We start from the raw sequence: 21,160 nt of genomic DNA on the forward strand, positions 1-21,160 counted from the left end.
AAAGGAAGACGAGACCATGACTAAAGCATTGACCCGAGCACTGACCGCGTTGTTGATCCCCGCCGCCCTCGGCCTGTTGTCGGCATCGCCGGCGATGGCCGCGGCCAAGGCGCCGAAGGTGGAGGAGAAGGCCGATATCGTGCGCCACAAGATTCCGGGTTCGGATTTCCCGATCGCGCTGGCCGTGACGATACCGTCCACCGCCACCATCCACTTCATCAGCGGCCAGGTGCCGGCAGTGATCGACAAGGCCGCCCCGCCGGACTCGCTGGCCGCCTTCGGCGACACCAAGGCGCAGTCCGAGACGGTGCTCAAGAAGATCAAGGAGATCCTCGAGGGCATGAAGCTGGAGATGTCGGACGTCGTCAAGATGACCGTCTACCTGGTCGGCGATCCTGCCAAGGGCGGCAAGGGCGACACCAAGGGCTTCATGGAGGCCTACACCCAGTACTTCGGCGGCGCCCAGCCCAACCTGCCGGCACGCGCCGTGGTGCAGGTGGCCGGCTTGAGCAACCCGGGCTGGCTGGTCGAGATCGAGGTGGTCGCCGCCAAAAAATAAGCGCGATCGGATGTAGATGCGGGTTTCAGGTTCGGGTTCAGGTCTTACTTTTCTTATTATTCAACTGGGGATTTAAATATGCATAAGGCCACACTCAAGATCGGCGTCGCAGCCGTTTTGTCCACCCTGGCGTTCGGCACCGCGTACGCCGCCAACCCGGCCGACGCCGACGCCGCCGAAGCGGTCGCCGCGCCGGCCGACGCCGCGTCGGCCGGGTCGGTGATCGTCACCGGCACCCGCTCGAGCGGCATGAAGGCCGAGAACAGCGCCTCGCCGATCCAGGTGCTCGACTCGGCCTCGCTGATGCGCACCGGCCAGCCGGACCTGATCCAGGCGCTGGCCCAGAACCTGCCGTCGTTCACCGCGCAGGCCTTCGGCGGCGACACCGCCAACCTGACCCTGTCGGCCCGCCTGCGCGGCCTGAGCCCGAACAACACGCTGGTGCTGATCAACGGCAAGCGCCGCCACGGCACCGCCAACCTGGCCGTGCTGGGCGGCCCGTACCAGGGCGGCGCGGCGGCCGACCTGAACTTCATCCCGGTGTCGGCGATCGACCATATCGAGGTGCTGCAGGACGGCGCGGCCGCCCAATACGGCTCCGACGCCATCGCCGGCGTGATCAACATCATCCTGAAATCGAACGACCATGGCGGCACCGCCTCGGCCACCGGCGGCGGCTACTGGGACGGCGGCGGCAAGACCGTCGGCGGCTCGGCCAACGTCGGCTTCGAACCGTTCAAGGACGCCTTCCTGAGCGTGACGGCCGAATCGAAATACCACGACTACAGCGACCGTGGCGGCATCGACCCGCGCCTGCTCGACGCCGGCAACATCGCCGCCGCGCCGGGCATGACCTCGATCCCCGGCTACCCGTACCTGAACAAGATCCAGGGCGACGCCCAGTACCACCTGCAGGTGTTGGCGGCCAACTTCGGCTGGGACGTCACCAAGGACGTCCAGATCTACAGCATCGCCACCTACGGCGAGAAGGTCGCGCGCGCCTACGAGAACTACCGCCTGCCGACCCGCATTCCGAAGATGTACCCGCAGGGCTTCTCGCCGAAAGAGAAGATCAACCAGAAGGACTTCGGCTGGACCGGCGGCGTCAAGGGCAAGCTGGCCGAGTGGAACCTGGACCTGAGCACCACCTACGGGCGCGACAAGTCCGAGATCGGCGTCGAGGATTCGGCCAACGCCTCGCTGTTCAACGACACCGGCTACTCGCCGACCACGTTCAAGGCCGGCGCCTTCATCGCCAGCCAGCTCACCACCACGCTCGAGTCGAGCCGCGAATTCGACGTCGGCTGGAGCAAGCCGCTCACCTTCGCCGCCGGCGTCGAGCACCGCATCGACAAGTACGAGATCCAGGCCGGCGACGCCGCCTCGCGCTACAAGGAGGGCTCGCAGTCGTATCCAGGCTTCTCGCTGACCGACGCCGGCCGCCACCGCCGCACCAACAAGGCCGCCTATATCGACATCGCCGGCAATCCGATCAAGGACCTGACGGTCGACCTGGCGGGGCGCTACGAGCACTTCTCCGACTTCGGCAGCGCCAGGGTCGGCAAGCTGACCTCGCGCTATGACCTGACGCCGGCGGCGGCCGTGCGCGGCACCTTCAGTAACGGCTTCCGCGCGCCGACCTTGGCCGAATCGTACTACTCGGCCACCAACGTCGGCCCGACCAGCGCCTTCGTGCAGCTGGCGCCCAACTCGCCGGGCGCGCGACTGGTCGGCGTCGACGGCCTCAAACCGGAGGCGTCCACCAACCTCAGTCTGGGCATGGTGCTCAACCCGGCCAGCAATCTGAATATCACGTTCGACGTCTACCAGATCAAGATCCGCGACCGCATCGTCGGTTCGGGCGCCTTGTACGGTTCCGGCGGCGCGGTCAACTCGCCGGCCGTCACGGCGGCGATCCTGGCCAACGGCAATGTCCTGGATAGCACCGTCAGCCAGACCGGCATCAACATCTTCTCGAACGCGGTCAACACCCGCAGCCGGGGACTGGAGTTCGTCACCACGTTGAACGAGAACTACGGCGCCTACGGCCGTGTTGACTGGTCGATCGCGGCCAACTACAACAAGGTCGAGGTCACCAAGATCAACCAGGCGCCGACGCAGCTGCTGCCGCAAACGCTGCTCGACAAGACCGCCATCTCGAACCTGGAAACGGCCTCGCCGAAGATGCGCGTGAACCTGGGCGCGCTGTGGAAGATCGGCGACTGGACCATCAACCTGCGCGAGGCGATCTACGGCAAGTCGAACGACTACGGCAGCGAGGACGGTTCGGTCTATCACAAGACCGAGATCAAGGCCAAGGCGATCACCGATCTGGAGGTGGGATACAAGGTCAATCCGGCATGGTCGGTGGCGGTGGGAGCCAACAATCTGTTCAACACCTACCCGAACGGCGTCAATCCGGCGCTGCTGGCCGACCAGCGCGCCGCGCTGGACAACGCGGCGGTGACGGTGCTGCCATCGTTCTCGCCGTTCGGCATCAACGGTGGTTACTACTACGTGCGGGCCAACTACAAGTGGTAAGACGTTGACGCGGTAACCCGCACCCCCGCCAGAGGGGTCGTACCCAACGGGGTACGACCCCGGTGGTGCGCGCCGTGCGGGTCTGGCTTTCGCATGTTGGTGTAGCATGACGGCTTCACACCACGGAGCGACGCATGTTGAAAACAATGGGCAGGACCCTGCTGGCCGCCGCCATCGCCGGCCACGCAGGCGGCGCCGCCGCCGCGCCGATGACCCTGCGGGACTACCTGGCGCTGACCGGCCCCGCCCCCAGCCTGCACGTGGCCTACGGCGCCGCGCCATCCCAGTTCGCCGAGCTGTTCGCGCCGAGCGGCGACGGCCCGTTCCCGGTCGCGGTGGTCATCCACGGCGGCTGCTGGACCAGGGAATTCGGCGGCATCACGCAAATGCGAAACATCGCCGGCGACCTGCTGCGCCAGGGCGTGGCGGTGTGGAACGTCGAATACCGCCGCTTCGACGAAGACGGCGGCGGCTACCCCGGCATGTACCACGACGTCGCCACCGCGATGGACCGCCTGCGCGCGCTGGCGCCGGCCCACCGGCTAGACCTGTCGCGCATCGTGCTGGTCGGGCACTCGGCCGGCGGCCACCTGGCGCAATGGGCCGGCGCGCGCGCGCGCCTGCCGCGCACCAGCCCCCTGTACGTGGCCGACCCGCTGCCGGTGCCCACCGTGATCAGCCTGGGCGGCCTGGCCGACCTACGCAACGAGGCGGCCCTGATCAAAACCAGCTGCGAGCGCGACACCGCGCAACTGGCCGGCACGCCGAGCGCCGTGCGGCCGGACGTCTTCGCCGACACTTCGCCGGCCGAGATGCTGCCGTCCGGCGTGCGCACGGTGCTGATCCACGGCGAGTTCGACACTGTGTCGCCTATCAGGGCGGGACACGATTACGCGCGCCGCGCCATCGCCGCCGGCGACGCGGCGGAGGTGATCGTGCTTCCGGGGGGCAGCCACTACGACGAGGTGGCGGCAACGTCGCCGTCGTGGTCCATCGTCTCGGCGCAGATCCGCAAGGCGCTCGGCATCGGCGGTCCGCCGGCGGGGCGCTAGTATTCGGTCGACTTGCGGGCGTCGCCGCGCACCCGGTCGGCCGGATACTTGGCCGCGTTGAGCGCCATTTTCTCCAGCGCCGCCGCGCGCAGGTCGACGCCGGTCTTGTCGGCCAGCTGGACCAGGTAGAGCAGCACGTCGGCCAGCTCGTGGCGGATGCCGGCGCGTTTGGCGTCATCGAGTTCGGCGTCGGCGCCGGTGTGCAGCCACTGGAAATGCTCGGCCAGCTCCGCCACCTCGACCGACAGCGCCATCGCCAGGTTTTTCGGGGTGTGGAACTGTTCCCAGTCGCGTTCACGGGCGAAGGCGCGGGTCAGGTCGCGCAGGGCGGTCAGGGTATCCGGGGAATGGGGGGAGGTGGTTGTATCCATGACCTCCATGGTAGCACCATCCGTTTTTACGCTTCACTCCCCGTTTTCGACGTTTTGTCGCATAACGCGGGCGGGGACCGGGGGCGCTGGCTATAGTGACAACACTATATAACTTCACGGATACCCGATCATGCGCCGCTCCGCCATCGCCTTCGCCACCATCGCCGCCTTCTCCACCCTGGCCATCCTCGCCGGCTGCGCCGTCATCGTCATCCCGGAAGACGGCAACATGCAGTACAAATCGTCCTTCGGCGGCAGCGCGGTCGAGGGCAACGGCCAGGGCGCCGTCGAACGGCGCGACGCGGCCGTCGCCGCCAATGTCGACGGCATCGATATCAACGGCCCCCTGCAGGTCGAGGTGCGCGTCGGCGAGGCGGCCTCGCTGCAGGTCGAAGGCGACAGCAACCTGCTGCCGCTGCTGCGCACCGACGCCAGCGGCGGCACCCTGCGCATCTGGGTCGAGGGCAGCGTACGCCCCTCCAGCCCGCTGCGGGTGGTCTACACCACCGCCCAGCTGCGCCGCATCCATTCGAACGGCTCCGGGCGCCTGTCGGTCGTCGGCCTGAATGGCGGCATGCTCAATCTGAGCCAGAACGGTTCGCGCGCGGTGCAGTTGGCCGGCCATGTCGACCGGTTGGAGGTGCGTTTGAACGGCTCCGGCAGCGTCGACGCTGCCGGGCTGCAAAGCGGCTCCACGCTGGCCAGCCTGAATGGCTCCGGGCGGCTCAACCTGGGCAACCTGCAGGGTGAGTCGCTCAGCCTGGACTTGCACGGCTCCGGCGGCGTCAACGCCAGCGGCAACGTGCGCAGCATGACCGTGCGCCTGTACGGCTCAGGCAGCGCCGACCTGGCCGGCCTGACCAGCCAGAGCGCGGAACTGAGCGCGCACGGCTCGGGCAGCATCTCGGCCGCCGTCAGCCAATCGCTGGTGGCCGACGCCAACGGCTCCGGAAGGGTCACCGTGTATGGCAATCCGGCGCAGCGCAGCGTCAGCGGCAAGCGCGTGAGCGTGCTGCAGTAAAAGATGCCCACGGAATCAGCCGCCCTATGTGCCTCCCGGGTTTATGGGGTTGCCGTGGCCGGGCTTTTCGTCAGCCGCTCGATCATCTCCGCCAGCGGCATCGGCCGCCCATAGAGATAACCCTGCAAACACGGGCAATCGTGGCCGATCAGGAAATCGGCCTGCGCCCGCGTCTCCACGCCCTCGGCCACCACGTGCAGCCCCAGATGGCCGGCCATCGCCAGGATCGACTGCACCAGCGCCGCGCTGCTCCGGTCATCCGGCGCGTCGACGATGAAGCCGCGGTCTATCTTGAGCTCATACAGCGGCATTCTCTTGAGGTACGCCAGGCTCGAATAGCCGGTGCCGAAATCGTCGATCGAAAAGCGCAGTCCCAGCGCCGCCAGTTGATGCATGCGCGCGACGGTGTCGTCCAGTTTGTCGATCAACAGCCCCTCGGTCACCTCCAGTATCAGCCGGCCGGCGGGCGCGCCGGTGTCGGCCAGGGTGCTCTGCACCAGGGAGACGAAATCGGGCTGGCGGAACTGGCTGGGACTGACGTTGACCGACAGCGGCATCGACAGGCCGGCGCGCTCCAGCAGCAGCACCGCCTCGCAGGCTTGGCGTAGCGCCCAGGCGCCCAGCGCCAGGATCAGCCCCGACTCCTCGGCCACCGGAATGAATACGGACGGCGGCACCATCGCGCCGTCGGCCAGCGGCCAGCGCATCAGCAGCTCGCCGCCGATGGCGCGGCCGTCGCGGTCGACCTGCGGTTGCACGTGCATTTGTAGTTCACCACGTGCCAGCGCCGTGGCCAGATCGCGCTCCATCGACAGGCGCCGTTCGACCGCGGTCTGCATCGCCATTTCGAAGAAGGCCATGCCGTTGCGGCCCTCGGCCTTGGCGCGGTACATCGCGGTATCGGCCTCGCGCAACAGGTCGTGCGCGGTCTGTTCCTGCCCGCCATGGAGGGGTTTGGGCAGCATCGTCACGCCGATGCTGGCGGTGGACGTGTACAGCTGGCCGTCGATCTCGAACTCCTGGCCGATGGTGACGCGGACTTTTTCGGCCACCGTGCGCGCCGCGCGCGTGGCGCTCTCCAGATCGTCGGCCAGATGCGCCAGCACCACCACGAATTCGTCGCCGCCGATGCGCGCCACGGTGTCGGCCTTGCGCACCAGTTGGCTCAAGCGTTCGGCCGCCTTGCACAGCAGCGCGTCGCCGATCGCGTGGCCGCGCGCGTCGTTGATGGTTTTGAACCGATCGAGATCGACGAACATCACCGCGCTGAAGGTGGCGCTGCGCGCGGAGCTGGCCAGCAGCGTGTCGATGCGGTCCATCAGCAGGCGGCGGTTGGGCAGGCCGGTGAGCACGTCGAAGAACGCCAGCCGCTCCAGCGAATCGGCGCCGTCGCGCAGCTCGTCGAACGAGCGCGCCAGCTGCTGCAGCAGCACCGCGCATGACAACGTCAGCACCGCCGCGATGAACATGAAATTGATCGAGATGATGGCCGACTTGATGAGCGCGTGGTCGGGGATGCCTTCCATTTGCATCTTGGCGTTTTCCTCGAAGCCGAGCACCATTACCGCCAGCCCGGCCAGCAGCAGCGTCCACAGCGCCGGACGCAGTCCGAGCAGCAGCGCGGCGAGCACCGGTATGGCCATCAGGTAGATCTGGCTGACCGGTCCGATCTTGAGCAGCAGGCAGACGCCAACCACGAAGGCGATGGCCAGGAAGTTGAACACGCGGATGGTGTAGGCGACGCGCCGCAGCAGCAGGATGGCGCCGATCCACGACAGCGCGATGATGTCGATGACGACGATGGACCACATGCCCTCGCCGGCGGCGAGCAGCATGCTGGGAACGGCGGTGGCCAGTCCGAGCAGGAAGACGATCAGCAGCAGCTTGGCGAAAATCCGTGCGCGCCAGTGCGCGATGTCGTTCGGCGCAGCCACGTTTGCCGTCTCCCCGGTGCGATGGATCTATTGTGATTCGCTATTGTGATCCTGATGGTACGCGCAATCGCAACGCCTGTCACCGGGCCGGCGGCCCCGGTCTAGTCCCTGGCGTTGACGCTGCCGATGCCCGATACCGACTTGTTGACCGTTTTCGGCTTGCCGTAGTAGCTCAGGGAGCCCATGCCCTTGGCCACTGCGTTGAGCAGGTCGCTGGCGTAGACGCTGACGCTGCCCACGCCCTCGAAGTTGACGTCGACCCGCTCGGCGTGCAGCGCCTTGGTGTCGACCTGGCCCACGCCCTTGGCGTTCAGCCGCAGGTACTTGACCTTGCCGCTGGCGACCAGCTGGCCGGCGCCCAGGTAGCCGATGTCCAGGCGGTCGGTATTGACCTTGCTGATGATGGTTTCGCCGGCGCCTTCGACCTTCACCCGGCTCAGGGTGGGCACGGTGATGACGATGCGCGGATCGCCCTTGGCGCCGTCGTAGCTCCTATCGGGCATGGTGATCTGCAGTTCGTTGTCGACCACCGTGGTTTTGAGGTCGGCGACGAACTTGTCGTCGCCGCGCACCACCACCGACTGCGCCTTGCCCGCTTCGACCGTCATCGCGAACGCGCCCTTGGCGTTGACGGCGATGAACGGCGGCAGCGCGCGGGTCGATTCGGCCGCCAGCGCCGGGGCGCTCACCGCGTACAGGGTGGAGGTCAGGGCGCCGACGAGGGCGGTGGTCAGGACGGCGGAAGCGGTGCGGCGCATGGTGAATCCTTGTTGGTTTATTCAATGGTTACTTATTTTGATAACGTTGATTTTACTGAACTTCGCCACCCGGGCCGACAACTTTGCGACGAACTGCAAAAAAGCGGCGATGTGTTGCGCTGCGGCTACGTTCTTGTCGCGCGACGCCGTCCGGACGAAGCTCGCTAGCGTCGAGCAAGTCATGTCCAAAGCGCGTATGATCCCCAGGAAAACGCACCGCACGAGGACCACATGACAGCCACCGCTTTACAAAAAAACGCGCAATCCCGCCCCGGCACCGTTTTCCGCGTCGTCAGCGGAAATTTCATGGAGATGTTCGACTTCTTCCTGTTCGGGTTCTACGCCACCGCCATCGCCAACGCCTTCTTCCCGGCCGGCGACGAATTGGCATCGCTGATGATGACCTTCATGACCTTCGGCGCCGGCTTCCTGATGCGGCCACTGGGCGCCATCTTCCTGGGCGCCTATGTCGACCGCGTCGGCCGCCGCAAGGGCCTGATCGTCACGCTGGCGCTGATGGCCATGGGCACGCTGCTGATCGCCTGCGTGCCGGGCTACGCCACTATCGGTTATGCGGCACCGCTGCTGGTGCTCACCGGCCGCCTGCTGCAGGGTTTTTCGGCCGGCGTGGAACTGGGTGGCGTGTCGGTCTACCTGGCCGAGATGGCGACGCCGGGCCGCAAGGGCTTCTATGTCAGCTGGCAGTCCGCCAGCCAGCAGGTCGCCGTGGTGGCCGCCGCCGCGCTGGGCTACGGCTTGAACCAGTGGCTCACGCCAGCGCAGGTGGGCGAGTGGGGCTGGCGCATTCCCTTCTTCATCGGTTGCATGATCGTGCCGGTGCTGTTCGCTATCCGTCGCTCGTTGCAGGAAACCGAGGAATTCAAGGCCCGCAAGCACCGCCCAGAGGTCAGGGAGATTTTCCGCTCGATGATTAACAACTGGGCGCTGGTCATCTCCGGCATGATGCTGGTGGCGATGACCACCGTGTCGTTCTACCTGATCACCGTCTACACGCCGACCTTCGGCAAGAGCGTGCTGCATCTGACCACCAGCGCCGCGCTGATCGTCACCTTGTGCGTCGGCGTGTCCAACTTCATCTGGCTGCCGGTGATGGGCGCCTTGTCGGACCGCGTCGGCCGCCGCCCGCTGCTGCTGTGCTTCTCGGCGCTGGCGATACTGACCGCGTATCCGGCGCTGCACTGGCTGGTGAATTCCCCGAGCTTCGCCCACATGCTGGAGGTGGAATTGTGGCTGTCCTTCCTGTACGCCAGCTACAACGGCGCGATGGTGGTGGCCCTGACTGAGGTAATGCCGGTCGAGGTGCGCACGGTCGGCTTCTCGCTGGCCTACAGCCTGGCGACGGCGGTGTTCGGCGGCTTCACGCCGGCGATCGCCACGGGCCTGATCGAGTACACGGGCGACAAGAGCGCGCCGGGTTGGTGGATGACGTTCGCCGCCGCCTGCGGCCTGTGCGCCACCTTGATCCTGTACCGTCGCCAGCGCCTGCAGGACGCCGATACCCCGGCCGGACGCTTGGCCGCGTAAGGCGTTGTAAGAGCGCGCGGCGTGCCGACGTCAGGTGCGCAGGCGCGCGAACAGTCGCTCGATATCGATCTCCTGTATCAGCAGATTGCCCTGGTTGGCCTTGATCAGGCGCGGCGCCAGCGCGGATTGGTCCGATCCCAGGGGGGATTCGGTCATGTCGGCGACATCGAACTGCTGTACCGAATGCAGATCGTCGACCAGCAGTCCGATGGTGCTGTCGCCCAGGTGCACCAGCATCACCTGGCTGTTGTCGGTCACGACACCGGCTTTGCCGGTCGCCAGCAACGCCAGGTCGAACACCCACACAAAATGTTTTTTACCGCCGGCCAGCGGCACGTCCAGCATGCCGACACGCGCCGGATTGCCGCCGGCCGCCTTTTGCACTTTTGCGAACGGCACCGCCTCCTGTATGCGCGCCGCCTTCAGCGCCATCAAGGTGCGGCCGGCGTAGAAGATGGCGAAATCCGGACCGGTGTCGCTGCGGCGCTCGATCTGCGCCGACGGCACCGGCATCGCCGATTTGTCGCGCACGGGGCCGAACGACTCGATCAGCACCGACAGCACCGGTTGCTCGATGTCCGCATTCGCCCCGGCGCGGAATTCGCGATAGCCGGAGGCCCGCGTGCACGCCGCGATCACATATTGGCCGCCATGCAGCATGATGCGCGAGACGCTGGCGCCGTCGCCGTTTTCGGCCGCCGCCAGCAGGCCGGCGTCCAGCGCCAAGGTGTCGCCGGGCGCACAGGCCGGGTCGGTGGACGACAGGATGCGGCGTTCCGGCGTGATGAAGAAGGCGTGCATGTTGCGGCGTCCGGCGACGCCGCTATGCAGCATGTTGAGCAGCTCCGGACGCGAATCGAATACGACGCCGATGCCGCCGACCACGGTGGACGTCTGCTCCGGGTGGCGGATCGCCGCGTGATAGATGAAGGTAGGCTCGCCGCCGTACAAGGCCGAGGGCGCGAACGGCTCGGGATAGTGATCCAGTTCGCTGCGCAGCGCGCAAACGCGGCCCAGCGTGGCGCCATCGATATGGGTGCCGATGCTGGTCGGCAGATCGTCGCTTTCGCCGGTGCTGGCGACGATGCGGCCGGCGCGATCGTAGACGAACAGGCGCGCGTACACGGTGTACAGGCTGTTGATGTAGGCGAGGACCTCGCTCATCGCGGCGGCCTGTTCGGCGGACGGATGGGCCAGGCCGCGCCGCAGCTGGGCCGTCAGCGCCCACCAGCGGCAATCGTTGGCGCGCTCGTACAGATTGCGGTCCAGCATATCGACCAACAGCCGCGAGGTCAGTTCGGCCTCGCTGATGCTGGCGGTGAGCACGGTCTGGTACAGATCCTGGATGGAGCGCGAAAAGATCGCGTCGCTGCGGCCACCGGTCTCGGTGATCTGATCGAGCACGGTATTGAGCTTGTTGACGTTGCCGCTGTGTTGTCCGTGCCCGTGGCCGTCCACCTGGTCGTTGGCGGCGCTGGTGACCTTGCCGTTCCAGACGATGCGTTCGATGGTGCGGGTTGTGCGCGTCACCGCGCTCATTAACTCATGCAGGGTAGGGCTGAAGGTCTGCGCGTGCGACAGCAGGCCCTCGATCAAATGCGGATCGACGCCGCCCAGCGCATCGGCGCCGGCGTTGCGGAAGGCCAGATCGACGGGCATCATCAACTGTCCCTTCCAGCCGGGTGGGCCGGGATAGCCCTGATAGCCCTCGGAGCGGAAGGTGCGCACCAGGTATTCGCGGCCGCCGAACATCAGCAGCTGCGGCAGGCCGTCGACGTTGGTCGGCACCTTGACGCCGGCCGGTATCCACAGCGGATCGGCGCTGCTGATGACGCGGTCCTGCGCGTCGAGCAGCAGCATGTTGGCGCGGTGCGAAGGATCGCGGTAGGACGCGAAGATGGCATCCATCTCCTGGTCGAAATTGAAGCACAGGCACAGCACACCGGCCAGCGCGCCGCTGTCCGGGTGCAGCATGCGGTGCGAATACACCAGCGCGCGCGGTTTGCCGGGCCGTAGGTCGGTGGCGCGGAAGGTCTCGACATAGCCGGAAGCGGCCAGCGTTTCGGCCAGCAGCGGATCGCGGCTGTGGGATACCGGCGCGGCGGGATCGGCCTGCACCAGCACGCGCCCGTCCAGGTCCAGCAGCAGGATCTCGTCGTAGACCGTGTATTTGTCGCGGTAGTCGGACAGGCGGCGGCGGGCCGCTTCGAGGCCGCCGTCTCCATCGTCATCGGCGCCCGCGACAAAGCGGCACAGATCGACGTCGGTGGCCAGGAAGCCGACATCGGCGGTGCGCTCGAACAGGTTGCGGACCAGGATATCGATCGCGTAGCGCGCCTGGGTGCCCAGGTCCGCCAGCACGTGGCGCACCTTTTCCTGCACCAGATTGGCGATCAGCGCCCGTTCCAGTTGCGCGAAGCCGGTGCGCGTGGCCACCATCGCCGGCAGCAGCAAGCGCGCCTCGGCCGGGCAATTCATCTTGGCCGACGATTCGATCAACTGCCACATTTGATTCAGTTCGCGCAGCGACAACTCGCAGCGGGCGACGTCGGGCATATAGGGTAAAAAGGTGTCGGAGCTGGCGGCTAATGGCGTTTTCATATCTTGGGTTCGACACAAAAAAAGTATTTCTGCAGCAATTTTTATGCCAGATAGGCAAGAGTCGAAGCAAAAAAAACGCCACCCGGTGCGGATGGCGTTTTGATGTGACTATCAGCCCTTGTTACTGAGGCATGTTTTCATGAACGCCTTGCGTTCGTCGCCTTTTTTCCCGGTGGCATCGGCATTACATTTTTTCATCTTGTCTTGCTGGGTGAGTTTGGCTTCCGGCGCCGCAGGCTTTGCGCTCAGGCATTCCTTCATGAAGGCCTTACGCTCATCGCCTTTTTTTCCGGCCGCATCGGCGTTACAGGTTTTCATCTTGCTTTGCTGGGCTGTCGGCTCGGCGGCGAACACCGCGCCGCTCAGTGACAGGATCAGGCTGGCAACGAACAGTTTTTTCATCATGGTTTCCTCTGCGGTCGAAATGCGAATGGTCGGGCCCGTGGCCCCATGAAGACTATAACTGAAGTTGCTGCCGCCAGGATAGTTTCCTGGCACCAGGCACATTACGGCCCGGTAATTTTAATCCGGGGTCAGGTCCACCAATTCTACACAGGCACAGCCCTAGGCAGCGCCAGGGCCGGGTTCGTGTAGAAATGGTGGACCTGACCTTGGAGTTATCTCTCGACAAATACTGCGGTTGAGCGAGGGGCGATGGTGAAGCTGCCGCCGGCGCTGTCGTAGTCGCCGATGCCGGCCTTGCGCAGCACGTGGTGGAGCGCCAGCTTGCGGCCGGCCAGTTCGGGCACGGCGATCGTTTTGGCGACCTTGTCGACGTTGAACAGCACGACCACCGATTTGTATTTGGCGTCGCCGCTGCGCAGCGGGACGCGGCCGTCGAGGCTCATGACGATCAGGCCGGGAATCTGCCGCGGGCCGGTGTTGTGGAAGCGCAGGCGCTTCGATACCTCGTCCCCCGTGCGCAGCCGGAACAGGGCGCTGTCCTGGCGGATCGCCAGCATGTCGTTGACGTAGTCGCGCGCGGCGACGATCGCTCCGGTGTCCGGCTTGATCAGCGGATTGGCGAGGATGGGCGACATCAACGGCCAGTTGTCCTGGTTGACACCAGCCATCGGCAGGCCGACGCCGAAGCCGTTCGATTGGTAGCTGTAATCGAGCTTGTTGAACCAGTCGCCGGCGTCGTAGCTGTCGCGGTCCATCGATTTCGAGCGCAGGATTTCCTGCCCCGCGTGCAGGAACGGGATGCCCTGCGACAGGATGTTGATCGCCGCGCCGAGGTTCTGCACCCGCACGCGGTCGGCCATGCTGGTCGCTTGCGGCAGCTTGTAGGCGTTCAGGTCGAACAGCGTCTGGTTGTCGTGCGCTTCGATGTAGTTGATGGTTTCGGCCGGGTTGGCGGCGAAGCCGGCCTGCTGGCCGAAGTAGTCGATCTGCGAATTCCTGCGCACGGCGCCGGTGCGGTCGACGAAACTGTAGTCGCGCAGGGTGCCGGACAGGCCGACCTTCACCAGATCGCCCAGTCGCAGCAAATCGTCCTTGGTTTGCGTGGACTGCGCGTTGGGGTCGTAGAAGGCGCCGTTGATGAAGCCTTGCTGGTTGATCAGGCTCGCGCCGCTGTCGCAGCAGCCGCCGCCGCGCACCGCGTCGCGCAGCCGGTCGTTGAAGGAGCCGATGCCCGAGCCGTACATATTGGCCTGGCGCGCTTGCACGAAGCGCGCGTCGTTGCCGACGCTGCCGAAGTTCCACGCTTCGCCGTAGATGTAGATGTCGCGCTGGGCGGCGGCGTTGACGGCGGCCTGCAGGCGCTTCATCACCGGCAGCGGCGTGAAGCCCATGATGTCGAAGCGGAAGCTGTCGACCTTGTAGTCGCGCGCCCAGGTGGCGACGGAGTCGATCATCAGCTTGGCCATCATGGCGTTCTCCGACGCGGTGTCGGCGCAGCAGCTGTCGTTGGTGATGCCGCCGCCGGCGTTGAGGCGGTAATAGTAGGTCGGTACGATCTTGTCGAGCACCGACAGCGGCCCTTGCTGCGAGGCGCTGGTGTGGTTGTAGACGACGTCCATCACCACGCGCAGGCCTTGCTCGTGCAGGCCTTGCACCATGGCGCGGAATTCGCGCACGCGCACCGCGCCGTCGCTGGCGTTGGTCGCGTAGCTGCCTTCGGGCGCCGTGTAGTGCACCGGATCGTAGCCCCAGTTGAAGCAGTCGGCGCCGCGCGTGGCTTCCACCGCCGCTTGCTGGTCGGGCGCGTTGGGCGCGGCGTTCGGGATCGACGGCGTGGTGCAGCCGGTTTCGTTGACGCTGGCGTAGTCGAACGACGGCAGCAGGTGGATGTGTGTCAGGCCGGCCTTGCGAAGTTCGCGCAGGTGGCGCATGCCGTTGGAGCCATCGTCGGTGAAGGCCAGGTATTTGCCGCGATGGGCGGCGGGCACGCTGGCGTCGCTGGCGCTGAAGTCGCGGATGTGCAGTTCGTACAGCGCGATGTCGGTCGGCTGGTCGAGGCGTGGAATGCGGTGGTGGTCCCAGCCGTCCGGCTTGAGTGCGCGGCTGTCCAGGTTGGCGACGAAGCTGCGCTGGCTGTTGGCGCTGACGCTGAGCGAGTACGGATCGGTCACGGTGTTGTCGACGATCGTGTTGCCGGCCCAGCGCGAGAGCACCTGCACGTTGTAGGTGTAGTAGTAGCGGTTGACCCAGCTGGCGTCGGGCGCGGTGTAGCTCCACACGCCGCTGGCGCTGTCGCGCACCATCGCGCGGGTGGCGGTGCTGGCCCCGTTTGCATCGGGGTAGAGATTCAGGCTGACCGCCTTGGCGGTCGGCGCCCACACGCGGAAGGTGGGGGCGCCGTTGCGGTTGTAGCTCAGGCCCAGCGTGGCGTTGGCGGCGGCGCCGGCGAAGACGTCGTCCAGCATGCCGCTGGTTTGCAGCGAGGTCACTTGTATCAGTTTGCCGCTGGCGTCGAATTGCGCGATCGCGAACTGGTTGCTGGCGCGGGCGGCGATGCCCGCCGCGTCGGTGGCGGACATGGTGAGCGCGGTGGCGCCGGCCAGGTGCGGGTATTTTTCCCGCAGCGCGGCCGGCAGGGTGCCGACGGCGTTCAGGGCGATGCTGCCGTCGGCGCCCGTGACGCCGCCGGGGCTGGAGCCCAGGCCGCCGTTGGCCGCGTAATACAGTTTGTAGCCGCCGCCGGCGGGCACGCCGGGCCAGGCGAAGGTGGTGGCGGTCAGCCAGTGCGCGCTGGCGCCGTTCAGGTTGCCGAGGCTGATGGGCGGTTCGGTGCTGTAGACGGTGCAGTCGCCTTCCAGCATCCAGACTTGCTGGCCGACGGTGGCGATGTTGGCGTTGAACGTGGCCGATTGGTCGTTGCCGCAGTTTTTGTTGCCGCTGCCGTCGGTGAGCAGGAAGGAGATCGCGGCTTTCGCGGTGTCGACGGGGATGTCGACGTAGCGGCCGAAGGCGTCGCTTTGGGTGAGCATGAAGCGGCCGGTGATCCAGGCCGGGCTGGGATTCGTCGGGCCTTCCCAGGAGTAGACGCCCCATAGCGCTTCGTCGCCCTGGGCGCGGTGGTAGTGCATGCGGATGGTGCCGGCGGCCTGCGGACTGGCGGCGCTGATGACGGTGTTGGCCAGGGTTTTGGTGGTGGGTGTGGCGGCGGTGTCGGTGGCTCCGCCGCCGCAGGCGGTTAGCGCCGTCACTATGGCTAGGGTGGGGATATGTTTCAGTCGTGAAAGTAAACTACATGGCGTTGTCATGCGCGTCTCCATTGTTTTTATGGTGTGGTGGCCTCCGATCATCTTTGGAACGGATGGTTGTGTAATATTACTACGGTAAAATTGGGGTTGTGATAAATATTTTTGAGTAAAAAAAAGCCGCTTGTTTTAGCGGCGTTCGGCGTGGGGCTTGGTTTTTTTATGCGGCTTTGACCGATTCGGCGCGGCCGCAGTAGCGTTGAACGTAGGCCTGGTGCGCCGGCAGCTGCACCACCGTGCGGTCGACGTTGGACTTGATGTTGCCGAGGAATTGCTTGAGCTCTTCGTCGCCCATCAGGTCGGCCGTCTGGTGGTGGGACTGCGGCATGATGCCCTGGCCCAGCATCACCTGTATCCACGAGTTTTCGGCGAACAGTTCGTTCGGGATGCGGAACACGCGGCCCGTTTCGCGGAACAGGTCGATGCGGTGTTTGAGCGTGTCCGGAATGCTCATCTCGCGGCAGTCGATCCAGAACTGCGAGTCGGTGCGGTTGTTGACGTGGTAGTGCAGGATGATGAAGTCGCGTATGTGCTCGATCTCGCGGTTGCACTGGGCGTTGTATTCCTCGATGTCGGTTTGGCGCACGCCATCCGACGGGAACATCTGCATCAGCCGTACCACGCTGCGCTGGATCAGGTGGATGCTGGTCGATTCGATCGGTTCGAGGAAGCCGCTCGACAAGCCGATGGCGACCACGTTGCCCTTCCAGGTTTGCTTGCGCTGGCACGGCTTGAACTTGATCACGCGCGGCTCGATCAGGGTGCGGCCTTCGACGTTGGCCAGCAGCTGTTTGCGCGCGGTGTCGTCGTCCAGATAGCGGCTCGAGTAGACGATGCCGTTGCCGACGCGGTGCTGCAGCGGGATGCGCCACTGCCAGCCCGCCTGGTGGGCCATGGAGCGCGTCAGCGGAATGGCGTCGGCCACCGCTTCGGTCTGGACGGCGATGGCGCGGTCGCAAAACAGCCACTGCGACCAGTCCTCCATCGGTTCCTCCATCGCGTCGCCGATCAGCAGGCCGCGGAAGCCGGTGCAGTCGATGAACAAGTCGCCTTCGATCTCCTGTCCCGATTCGAGCACGATCGAGCGCACGTCGCCACGCCCGTCGCCTTCTTCATGCTTGGTGTAGCGGACGATTTTGCCCTCGATGCGCTGCACGCCGCGCGGTTCGCTCAAGCGGCGCAGATATTTGGCGTAGCGGCTCGCGTCCAGGTGGTAGGCGTAGTTCATGCCGTTGTTGGGCAGGTGCGCGAAGCGGTGCTCCAGCGAGGCTTTGAGCTCCAGGCAGTAGTCGCCGTAGTCGCTGGCCAGCCCGCGCTCGACGCCCTTGTGCCAGAAGTGCTGGAAACCCGCCGTCCAGTGGTCCACGCCGGTGAAGCCGAAGGAGTGGATGTAGTTCTCCTTGACGTTGCGCCACTGCTCGAACGAGATTCCCAGCTTGAACGTGGCCTGGGTCTCGGCCATGAATTCCTGCTCGTTGATCTCGAGCAGATTGTGGAAGTTCATCAGGGTCGGGATGGTCGCTTCGCCCACGCCGACCGTGCCGATTTCATCGGACTCGATCAACTTGATGTCGAGGCGCTTGCCCAGCACCTTGGCGATGCCGGCGGCGACCATCCAGCCGGCGGTGCCGCCGCCGCAGATGACGACGCGGCGTACCGGTTGTCGGTTGGTGGAATCTTTGTTTTGGTCTTGCATTTGCCGGTCTCCTTAGCGGTTCAGCTTTTTTAATATTTGGGCGCGCAACGCGCGCGCGCCATCGGCCGTCAGCGGCGCCAGCACGTGGCGCGCCGCCTCGGGTATATGTTGCGCCGTTTCTTCGTCGGCTTCGAATATGTAGTGGCGGAAGACTTCCTGCCATGCCTTGCGTTGTTCCGGCGGCAGCCCGCGCATCGTCAGGAAGGCCGTCATCAAGGCGTTGGTCGGCGTGTCCATGAATTCCGGCGTGCGCTGCCACCAGTAGTTGACCAGCACATTGAAGGCGTCCAGCGCTTCGATATGGTGCCACCACATGCTGGGGATGAAGATGGCGTCGCCCGGCCCGAGCACCGCGCTTTGCGCATGTTCCAGCGCCTCGGCGTAGCGTGGGAATTTGCCGAAGTCCGGCTTCAGCATGTCCACCAGGCTGATGGCCTGGCCGGCCGGCGTGAAGTCGAGCGGGCCGATATACAGGTTTTTCAGCTGCTCCGGCGGGAACAGCATGAAGTGCCGGTGGCCCGCCACCACCACCGCCAGATTATCCGGCACGTCGTAGTGGGCGGCGATGCGGGTGCGGTTGCCGATCCAGATGCTCATCAAGGCGTCGCGGCCGCCCAGATCGAGGTCGTTGTGTTCGCGGAAGCCGGGCAGGCAGGTCTCGACGCTGGTCGAGCCCACGTACACGGTCGGCGGCCGTTCCATGTCGCGCTTGACGCGGATTTCATCGAGCACGCCGGTCAGCTTGGCGTGCACCGGGTAGAAATTGAAGCCGCTCATGTCTTCGTTGTAGAAGAAGCGGCCCTCGGCCTCCGGTGGCCCGAGCATGGCGCCGACCGTCGCGCCGGTGGTGGCGTCGCCGTAGAAGCGGCGCAGGTAGGCGTCGCCCCGCTCGTGCGATTCGAGCGCCGCCCGCACCATCGGCCAGCCGGCGGCCACGCCGCGCAGCACGATCGGCTGCGTGGCGGTGAGGATGTCGTCGGTCAGCTGGTGAGGTCCAACGCCGGCGATCTCGCGTATCGCTTTAGGCATGGAGCGCGTTCTTGCGGTCGATCAGCGCGCGGAAGTTCGACAGCGACGCGAGCACCATGTAGATGGGATGCAGGTGGCCGCCCGCGTGCAGCTTCGCGATGACGTCGCCGCTCAAGCCGGCCAGGCGGTCCTCGTTGATCGTGTAGAAGCCGGCCAGGCGGTTTTGCGAACCGTCGTCCAGGCCCACATCGAGCACGAAACTTTCCAGCAGTTCGTGCTCCACCAGGGTGGCCAGGAACAGCGGCATGTCCTGCATGCCGTTGTGGATCGCCGCCAGCAGCGAGTTGACACGCTCCAGGTAATCGGTGGTGCCGCCATGCGGCTTGAAGACTTCCTCGCCCTCGCTGTCGCTCACGCGCGGGTTCTCGATATCGATATGCACCGTCAGGTCCTGGCCATCGGGGCCGCCCATGCCGATCAGGAAGGGCTGGCGCTCGACCAGCATCGGGATGTAGACCGCGTCCCAGCGCTCGCCCTGGAGGAACAGGTTCTCGCCCTCCTGGAAGCCGAGCAGCGCGATCGGCTCGAAGCCCACGCCGTCGGTGGTCTGGCGGAAGACGATCGGATAGCATGCCTGGATGTTGCGGAATTCGGCGGGGAAGGTGGGCGCCGCCATCTGCGCGTCGCCGTAGCGGGCGCCGCGCCGGGTGATCACGCGCAGGTTCTTGTGTTCTACGTTGTTGAGCAATACTGGTTTGGGCATGACTTGTCTCTTATATTTGTTAACTGGGTAGTTATGTGCGCAGGCCGTGGCGTTTGATGTGCTCTATCAGCTCGCGGTTGGTGGGAAGTGCGTCCAGCATCTTCTGTGTCAGGTTGGCCGCTTCGCGGAAATAGCCGTCGGCCATCGCCGCTTCGTGCGGATGTTGCTTGGTGAATTCGGTGGTGCGCCCCATGCCGTACAGGATGTACTGGTAACTGGCCGACGGGAACACTTCCTCGATGCGGTTGAAGTCGCTGCGCGACGGCGCGCGGTGGCGCCACAAGGTCAGCAGCTCGCCCAGCCGCTCCGGCACGGCTGCCGTGTTATCGCGCCAGTAGGCGCTATCGCGGCGCTGGCTCAGCACGTAGTGCAGCTTGAGGAAGTCGATCACCCGCTCCCAGCGGTAGGTGAAGTGCTCGTTGAAGCGCCTGGCGACGATGTCCATCGCCGCGCGCGTGGCGGGCATGTCGTCGCTGACCATGGCGGCCGACATTTCCACCAGCGCCAGGGCCGACGCCTCCAGCGGCTCGATGAAGCCGGCCGACAAGCCGATGGCGACGCAGTTGCGATGCCAGAACTTGGCGCGGTAGCCGGGATCGAAGGTCAGCTTGCGCGGCGCCGGAATGTCCGCCGGTCCGCCGGTCGCCACGATGTAGGCGCGCAATTCCGCCTCGGCCTGGTCGTCGCCGATGTGCGCGCCGGAGTAGACGTGGCCGACGCCGCGCCGGGTCGGCAGGCCGATGTCCCAGATCCAGCCGGCGCTTTGCGCCGTCGACGAGGTCTGCGAGGCGATCGGATAGTTGTCGGCGGGGTAGGGGATCTGCACCGCCAGCGCCGAGTCGTTGTACAGCACGTGCTTTTGCGAGACGAAGTCGATGTCGTAGTGCTTGCCGAGCAGCAGCGATTGCATGCCGGTGCAGTCGATGAACAGGTCGCCTTCGACCGCGCCGTGGCGCTGCGTTTGCAACGAGGCGATGTCGCCGTCGGCGGTGGAATTGACCGCGAGTACGTGGTCCGGCACGTAGCGCACGCCCAGGTTCTCCAGGCAATGCTTGCGCAGGAACAGGCCGAACTTGCCGGCGTCCAGGTGGTAGCCATAGTTGGCCACGGCGGCGAATTCCGGCGTGGCGACCTGCTTGGGCGCCTTGCCGTGCGCACACAGGTGCGGCTGATAGCTGACCAGGTCGGCGAACGGCACGTCGGGATGCTGGGCCAGCCAGTGTTCCGGCATGTTCACTTCGCCGTAGCCCTGCGGCAACACAAACGGATGGAAGTAATAGTCGTCGCCGGCGCCGGTGCACCAGCGGTTGAAACGCGAGCCCTGCTTGAAGGAGGCGTCGCATTCGCGGAAAAAGTCGGATTCGGACACGCCGATGCGGCGCAAGGTGTCGCGCATGCTCGGCCAGGTGCCTTCGCCGACGCCGATCGGGGCGACATCGGGCGATTCGATCAGGGTCACCTGCAGTCCCTCAGGGGAGGTGGCGCGGTGCTCGGCCGCGATCAGGCCGGCGGTCAGCCAGCCGGCCGATCCGCCACCCACTATCACTATCCGTCGGATCAGCTCATTGGCCATTCGATGTCCCAGATTATTGCGGAAAGTATAACCGACAAGGCCGCTGTCGGGCAGCGGCCTTATCCTTCCA

The 21,160-nt window shown here is 65.6% G+C and carries 15 protein-coding genes; 5 read left to right on the forward strand and 10 right to left on the reverse strand.

The annotated features are described in order from the left end of the window. Positions 1 to 16 precede the first annotated feature (16 nt). From MRBLMU1_RS32090 to MRBLMU1_RS32100, 3 genes are all read left to right on the forward strand, one after another. Positions 17 to 559: a RidA family protein gene (locus tag MRBLMU1_RS32090; protein WP_363510652.1), complete on the forward strand. Its 543-nt coding sequence runs from the start codon at positions 17 to 19 to the stop codon at positions 557 to 559. Positions 560 to 637: 78 nt separating this feature from the next. Then, positions 638 to 3,100 carry a TonB-dependent receptor plug domain-containing protein gene (locus tag MRBLMU1_RS32095; RefSeq protein WP_363510654.1) on the forward strand — a complete coding sequence of 821 codons (2,463 nt, stop codon included), beginning with the start codon at positions 638 to 640 and terminating at the stop codon, positions 3,098 to 3,100. Positions 3,101 to 3,234: 134 nt separating this feature from the next. Then, positions 3,235 to 4,152, forward strand: a complete 918-nt coding sequence (locus tag MRBLMU1_RS32100) for an alpha/beta hydrolase (RefSeq protein WP_363510657.1) — start codon at positions 3,235 to 3,237, stop codon at positions 4,150 to 4,152. Here MRBLMU1_RS32100 and MRBLMU1_RS32105 read toward each other — a convergent pair. Continuing rightward, positions 4,149 to 4,523: a nucleotide pyrophosphohydrolase gene (locus tag MRBLMU1_RS32105; RefSeq protein ID WP_363510660.1), complete on the reverse strand. Its 375-nt coding sequence runs from the start codon at positions 4,521 to 4,523 to the stop codon at positions 4,149 to 4,151. The genes MRBLMU1_RS32100 and MRBLMU1_RS32105 overlap by 4 nt on opposite strands. 130 nt (positions 4,524 to 4,653) lie before the next feature. Here MRBLMU1_RS32105 and MRBLMU1_RS32110 point away from each other — a divergent pair, with 130 nt between their 5' ends. Then, positions 4,654 to 5,544, forward strand: coding sequence for a head GIN domain-containing protein (locus MRBLMU1_RS32110; RefSeq protein WP_363510662.1), 891 nt, complete (start codon positions 4,654 to 4,656; stop codon positions 5,542 to 5,544). Positions 5,545 to 5,585: 41 nt separating this feature from the next. Here MRBLMU1_RS32110 and MRBLMU1_RS32115 read toward each other — a convergent pair whose 3' ends face one another. Together MRBLMU1_RS32115 and MRBLMU1_RS32120 are read right to left on the reverse strand one after the other, a co-directional pair. After that, positions 5,586 to 7,478 (reverse strand): putative bifunctional diguanylate cyclase/phosphodiesterase, encoded by a 1,893-nt coding sequence (locus tag MRBLMU1_RS32115; RefSeq protein ID WP_363510665.1) that lies wholly within the window; start codon positions 7,476 to 7,478, stop codon positions 5,586 to 5,588. Positions 7,479 to 7,579: 101 nt separating this feature from the next. Continuing rightward, complete coding sequence (locus MRBLMU1_RS32120; protein ID WP_363510668.1) at positions 7,580 to 8,236, reverse strand: GIN domain-containing protein; 657 nt, start codon at positions 8,234 to 8,236, stop codon at positions 7,580 to 7,582. Between the two features lie 231 nt (positions 8,237 to 8,467). On the opposite strand from MRBLMU1_RS32120, the gene MRBLMU1_RS32125 reads away from it, so the two are divergent. Continuing rightward, positions 8,468 to 9,781, forward strand: coding sequence for an MFS transporter (locus tag MRBLMU1_RS32125; protein WP_363510671.1), 1,314 nt, complete (start codon positions 8,468 to 8,470; stop codon positions 9,779 to 9,781). Between the two features lie 30 nt (positions 9,782 to 9,811). On the opposite strand, the gene MRBLMU1_RS32130 is transcribed toward MRBLMU1_RS32125, so the two are convergent. The 7 genes from MRBLMU1_RS32130 to MRBLMU1_RS32160 form a co-directional block, all read right to left on the reverse strand. Continuing rightward, complete coding sequence (locus MRBLMU1_RS32130) at positions 9,812 to 12,382, reverse strand: chemotaxis protein CheW (protein ID WP_363510674.1); 2,571 nt, start codon at positions 12,380 to 12,382, stop codon at positions 9,812 to 9,814. 111 nt (positions 12,383 to 12,493) lie between these two features. Further along, entirely contained in the window at positions 12,494 to 12,784 is a 291-nt protein-coding gene (locus MRBLMU1_RS32135) for a PsiF family protein (RefSeq protein ID WP_363510968.1), read from the reverse strand. A gap of 215 nt (positions 12,785 to 12,999) precedes the next feature. After that, a complete protein-coding gene (gene pulA / locus MRBLMU1_RS32140; protein WP_363510677.1) occupies positions 13,000 to 16,035 on the reverse strand; it encodes a pullulanase-type alpha-1,6-glucosidase in 3,036 nt (1,011 codons plus the stop codon). 214 nt (positions 16,036 to 16,249) lie between these two features. Further along, positions 16,250 to 17,785 (reverse strand): tryptophan halogenase family protein, encoded by a 1,536-nt coding sequence (locus MRBLMU1_RS32145; protein ID WP_363510680.1) that lies wholly within the window; start codon positions 17,783 to 17,785, stop codon positions 16,250 to 16,252. Between the two features lie 12 nt (positions 17,786 to 17,797). Beyond that, a complete protein-coding gene (locus MRBLMU1_RS32150; RefSeq protein ID WP_363510683.1) occupies positions 17,798 to 18,814 on the reverse strand; it encodes a cupin-like domain-containing protein in 1,017 nt (338 codons plus the stop codon). Next, positions 18,807 to 19,517 (reverse strand): SapC family protein, encoded by a 711-nt coding sequence (locus MRBLMU1_RS32155; RefSeq protein WP_363510686.1) that lies wholly within the window; start codon positions 19,515 to 19,517, stop codon positions 18,807 to 18,809. Before MRBLMU1_RS32155 ends, MRBLMU1_RS32150 begins: the two co-directional genes overlap by 8 nt. Before the next feature lie 31 nt (positions 19,518 to 19,548). Beyond that, positions 19,549 to 21,057 (reverse strand): tryptophan halogenase family protein, encoded by a 1,509-nt coding sequence (locus MRBLMU1_RS32160; protein WP_363510689.1) that lies wholly within the window; start codon positions 21,055 to 21,057, stop codon positions 19,549 to 19,551. Between the last annotated feature and the right edge of the window lie 103 nt (positions 21,058 to 21,160).

Source organism: Burkholderia sp. LMU1-1-1.1, from assembly GCF_040675865.1.
Classification (GTDB): domain Bacteria; phylum Pseudomonadota; class Gammaproteobacteria; order Burkholderiales; family Burkholderiaceae_D; genus Rugamonas.

Coding starts and splice junctions, on each gene's coding strand:
- MRBLMU1_RS32110 (WP_363510662.1), top strand. CDS start 4,654: ATGCGCCGCTCCGCCATCGCCTTCGCCACCATCGCCGCCTTCTCCACC.
- MRBLMU1_RS32130 (WP_363510674.1), bottom strand. CDS start 12,382: ATGAAAACGCCATTAGCCGCCAGCTCCGACACCTTTTTACCCTATATG.
- MRBLMU1_RS32135 (WP_363510968.1), bottom strand. CDS start 12,784: ATGAAAAAACTGTTCGTTGCCAGCCTGATCCTGTCACTGAGCGGCGCG.
- MRBLMU1_RS32125 (WP_363510671.1), top strand. CDS start 8,468: ATGACAGCCACCGCTTTACAAAAAAACGCGCAATCCCGCCCCGGCACC.
- MRBLMU1_RS32120 (WP_363510668.1), bottom strand. CDS start 8,236: ATGCGCCGCACCGCTTCCGCCGTCCTGACCACCGCCCTCGTCGGCGCC.
- MRBLMU1_RS32150 (WP_363510683.1), bottom strand. CDS start 18,814: ATGCCTAAAGCGATACGCGAGATCGCCGGCGTTGGACCTCACCAGCTG.
- MRBLMU1_RS32100 (WP_363510657.1), top strand. CDS start 3,235: ATGTTGAAAACAATGGGCAGGACCCTGCTGGCCGCCGCCATCGCCGGC.
- MRBLMU1_RS32090 (WP_363510652.1), top strand. CDS start 17: ATGACTAAAGCATTGACCCGAGCACTGACCGCGTTGTTGATCCCCGCC.
- MRBLMU1_RS32155 (WP_363510686.1), bottom strand. CDS start 19,517: ATGCCCAAACCAGTATTGCTCAACAACGTAGAACACAAGAACCTGCGC.
- MRBLMU1_RS32095 (WP_363510654.1), top strand. CDS start 638: ATGCATAAGGCCACACTCAAGATCGGCGTCGCAGCCGTTTTGTCCACC.
- MRBLMU1_RS32145 (WP_363510680.1), bottom strand. CDS start 17,785: ATGCAAGACCAAAACAAAGATTCCACCAACCGACAACCGGTACGCCGC.
- MRBLMU1_RS32105 (WP_363510660.1), bottom strand. CDS start 4,523: ATGGATACAACCACCTCCCCCCATTCCCCGGATACCCTGACCGCCCTG.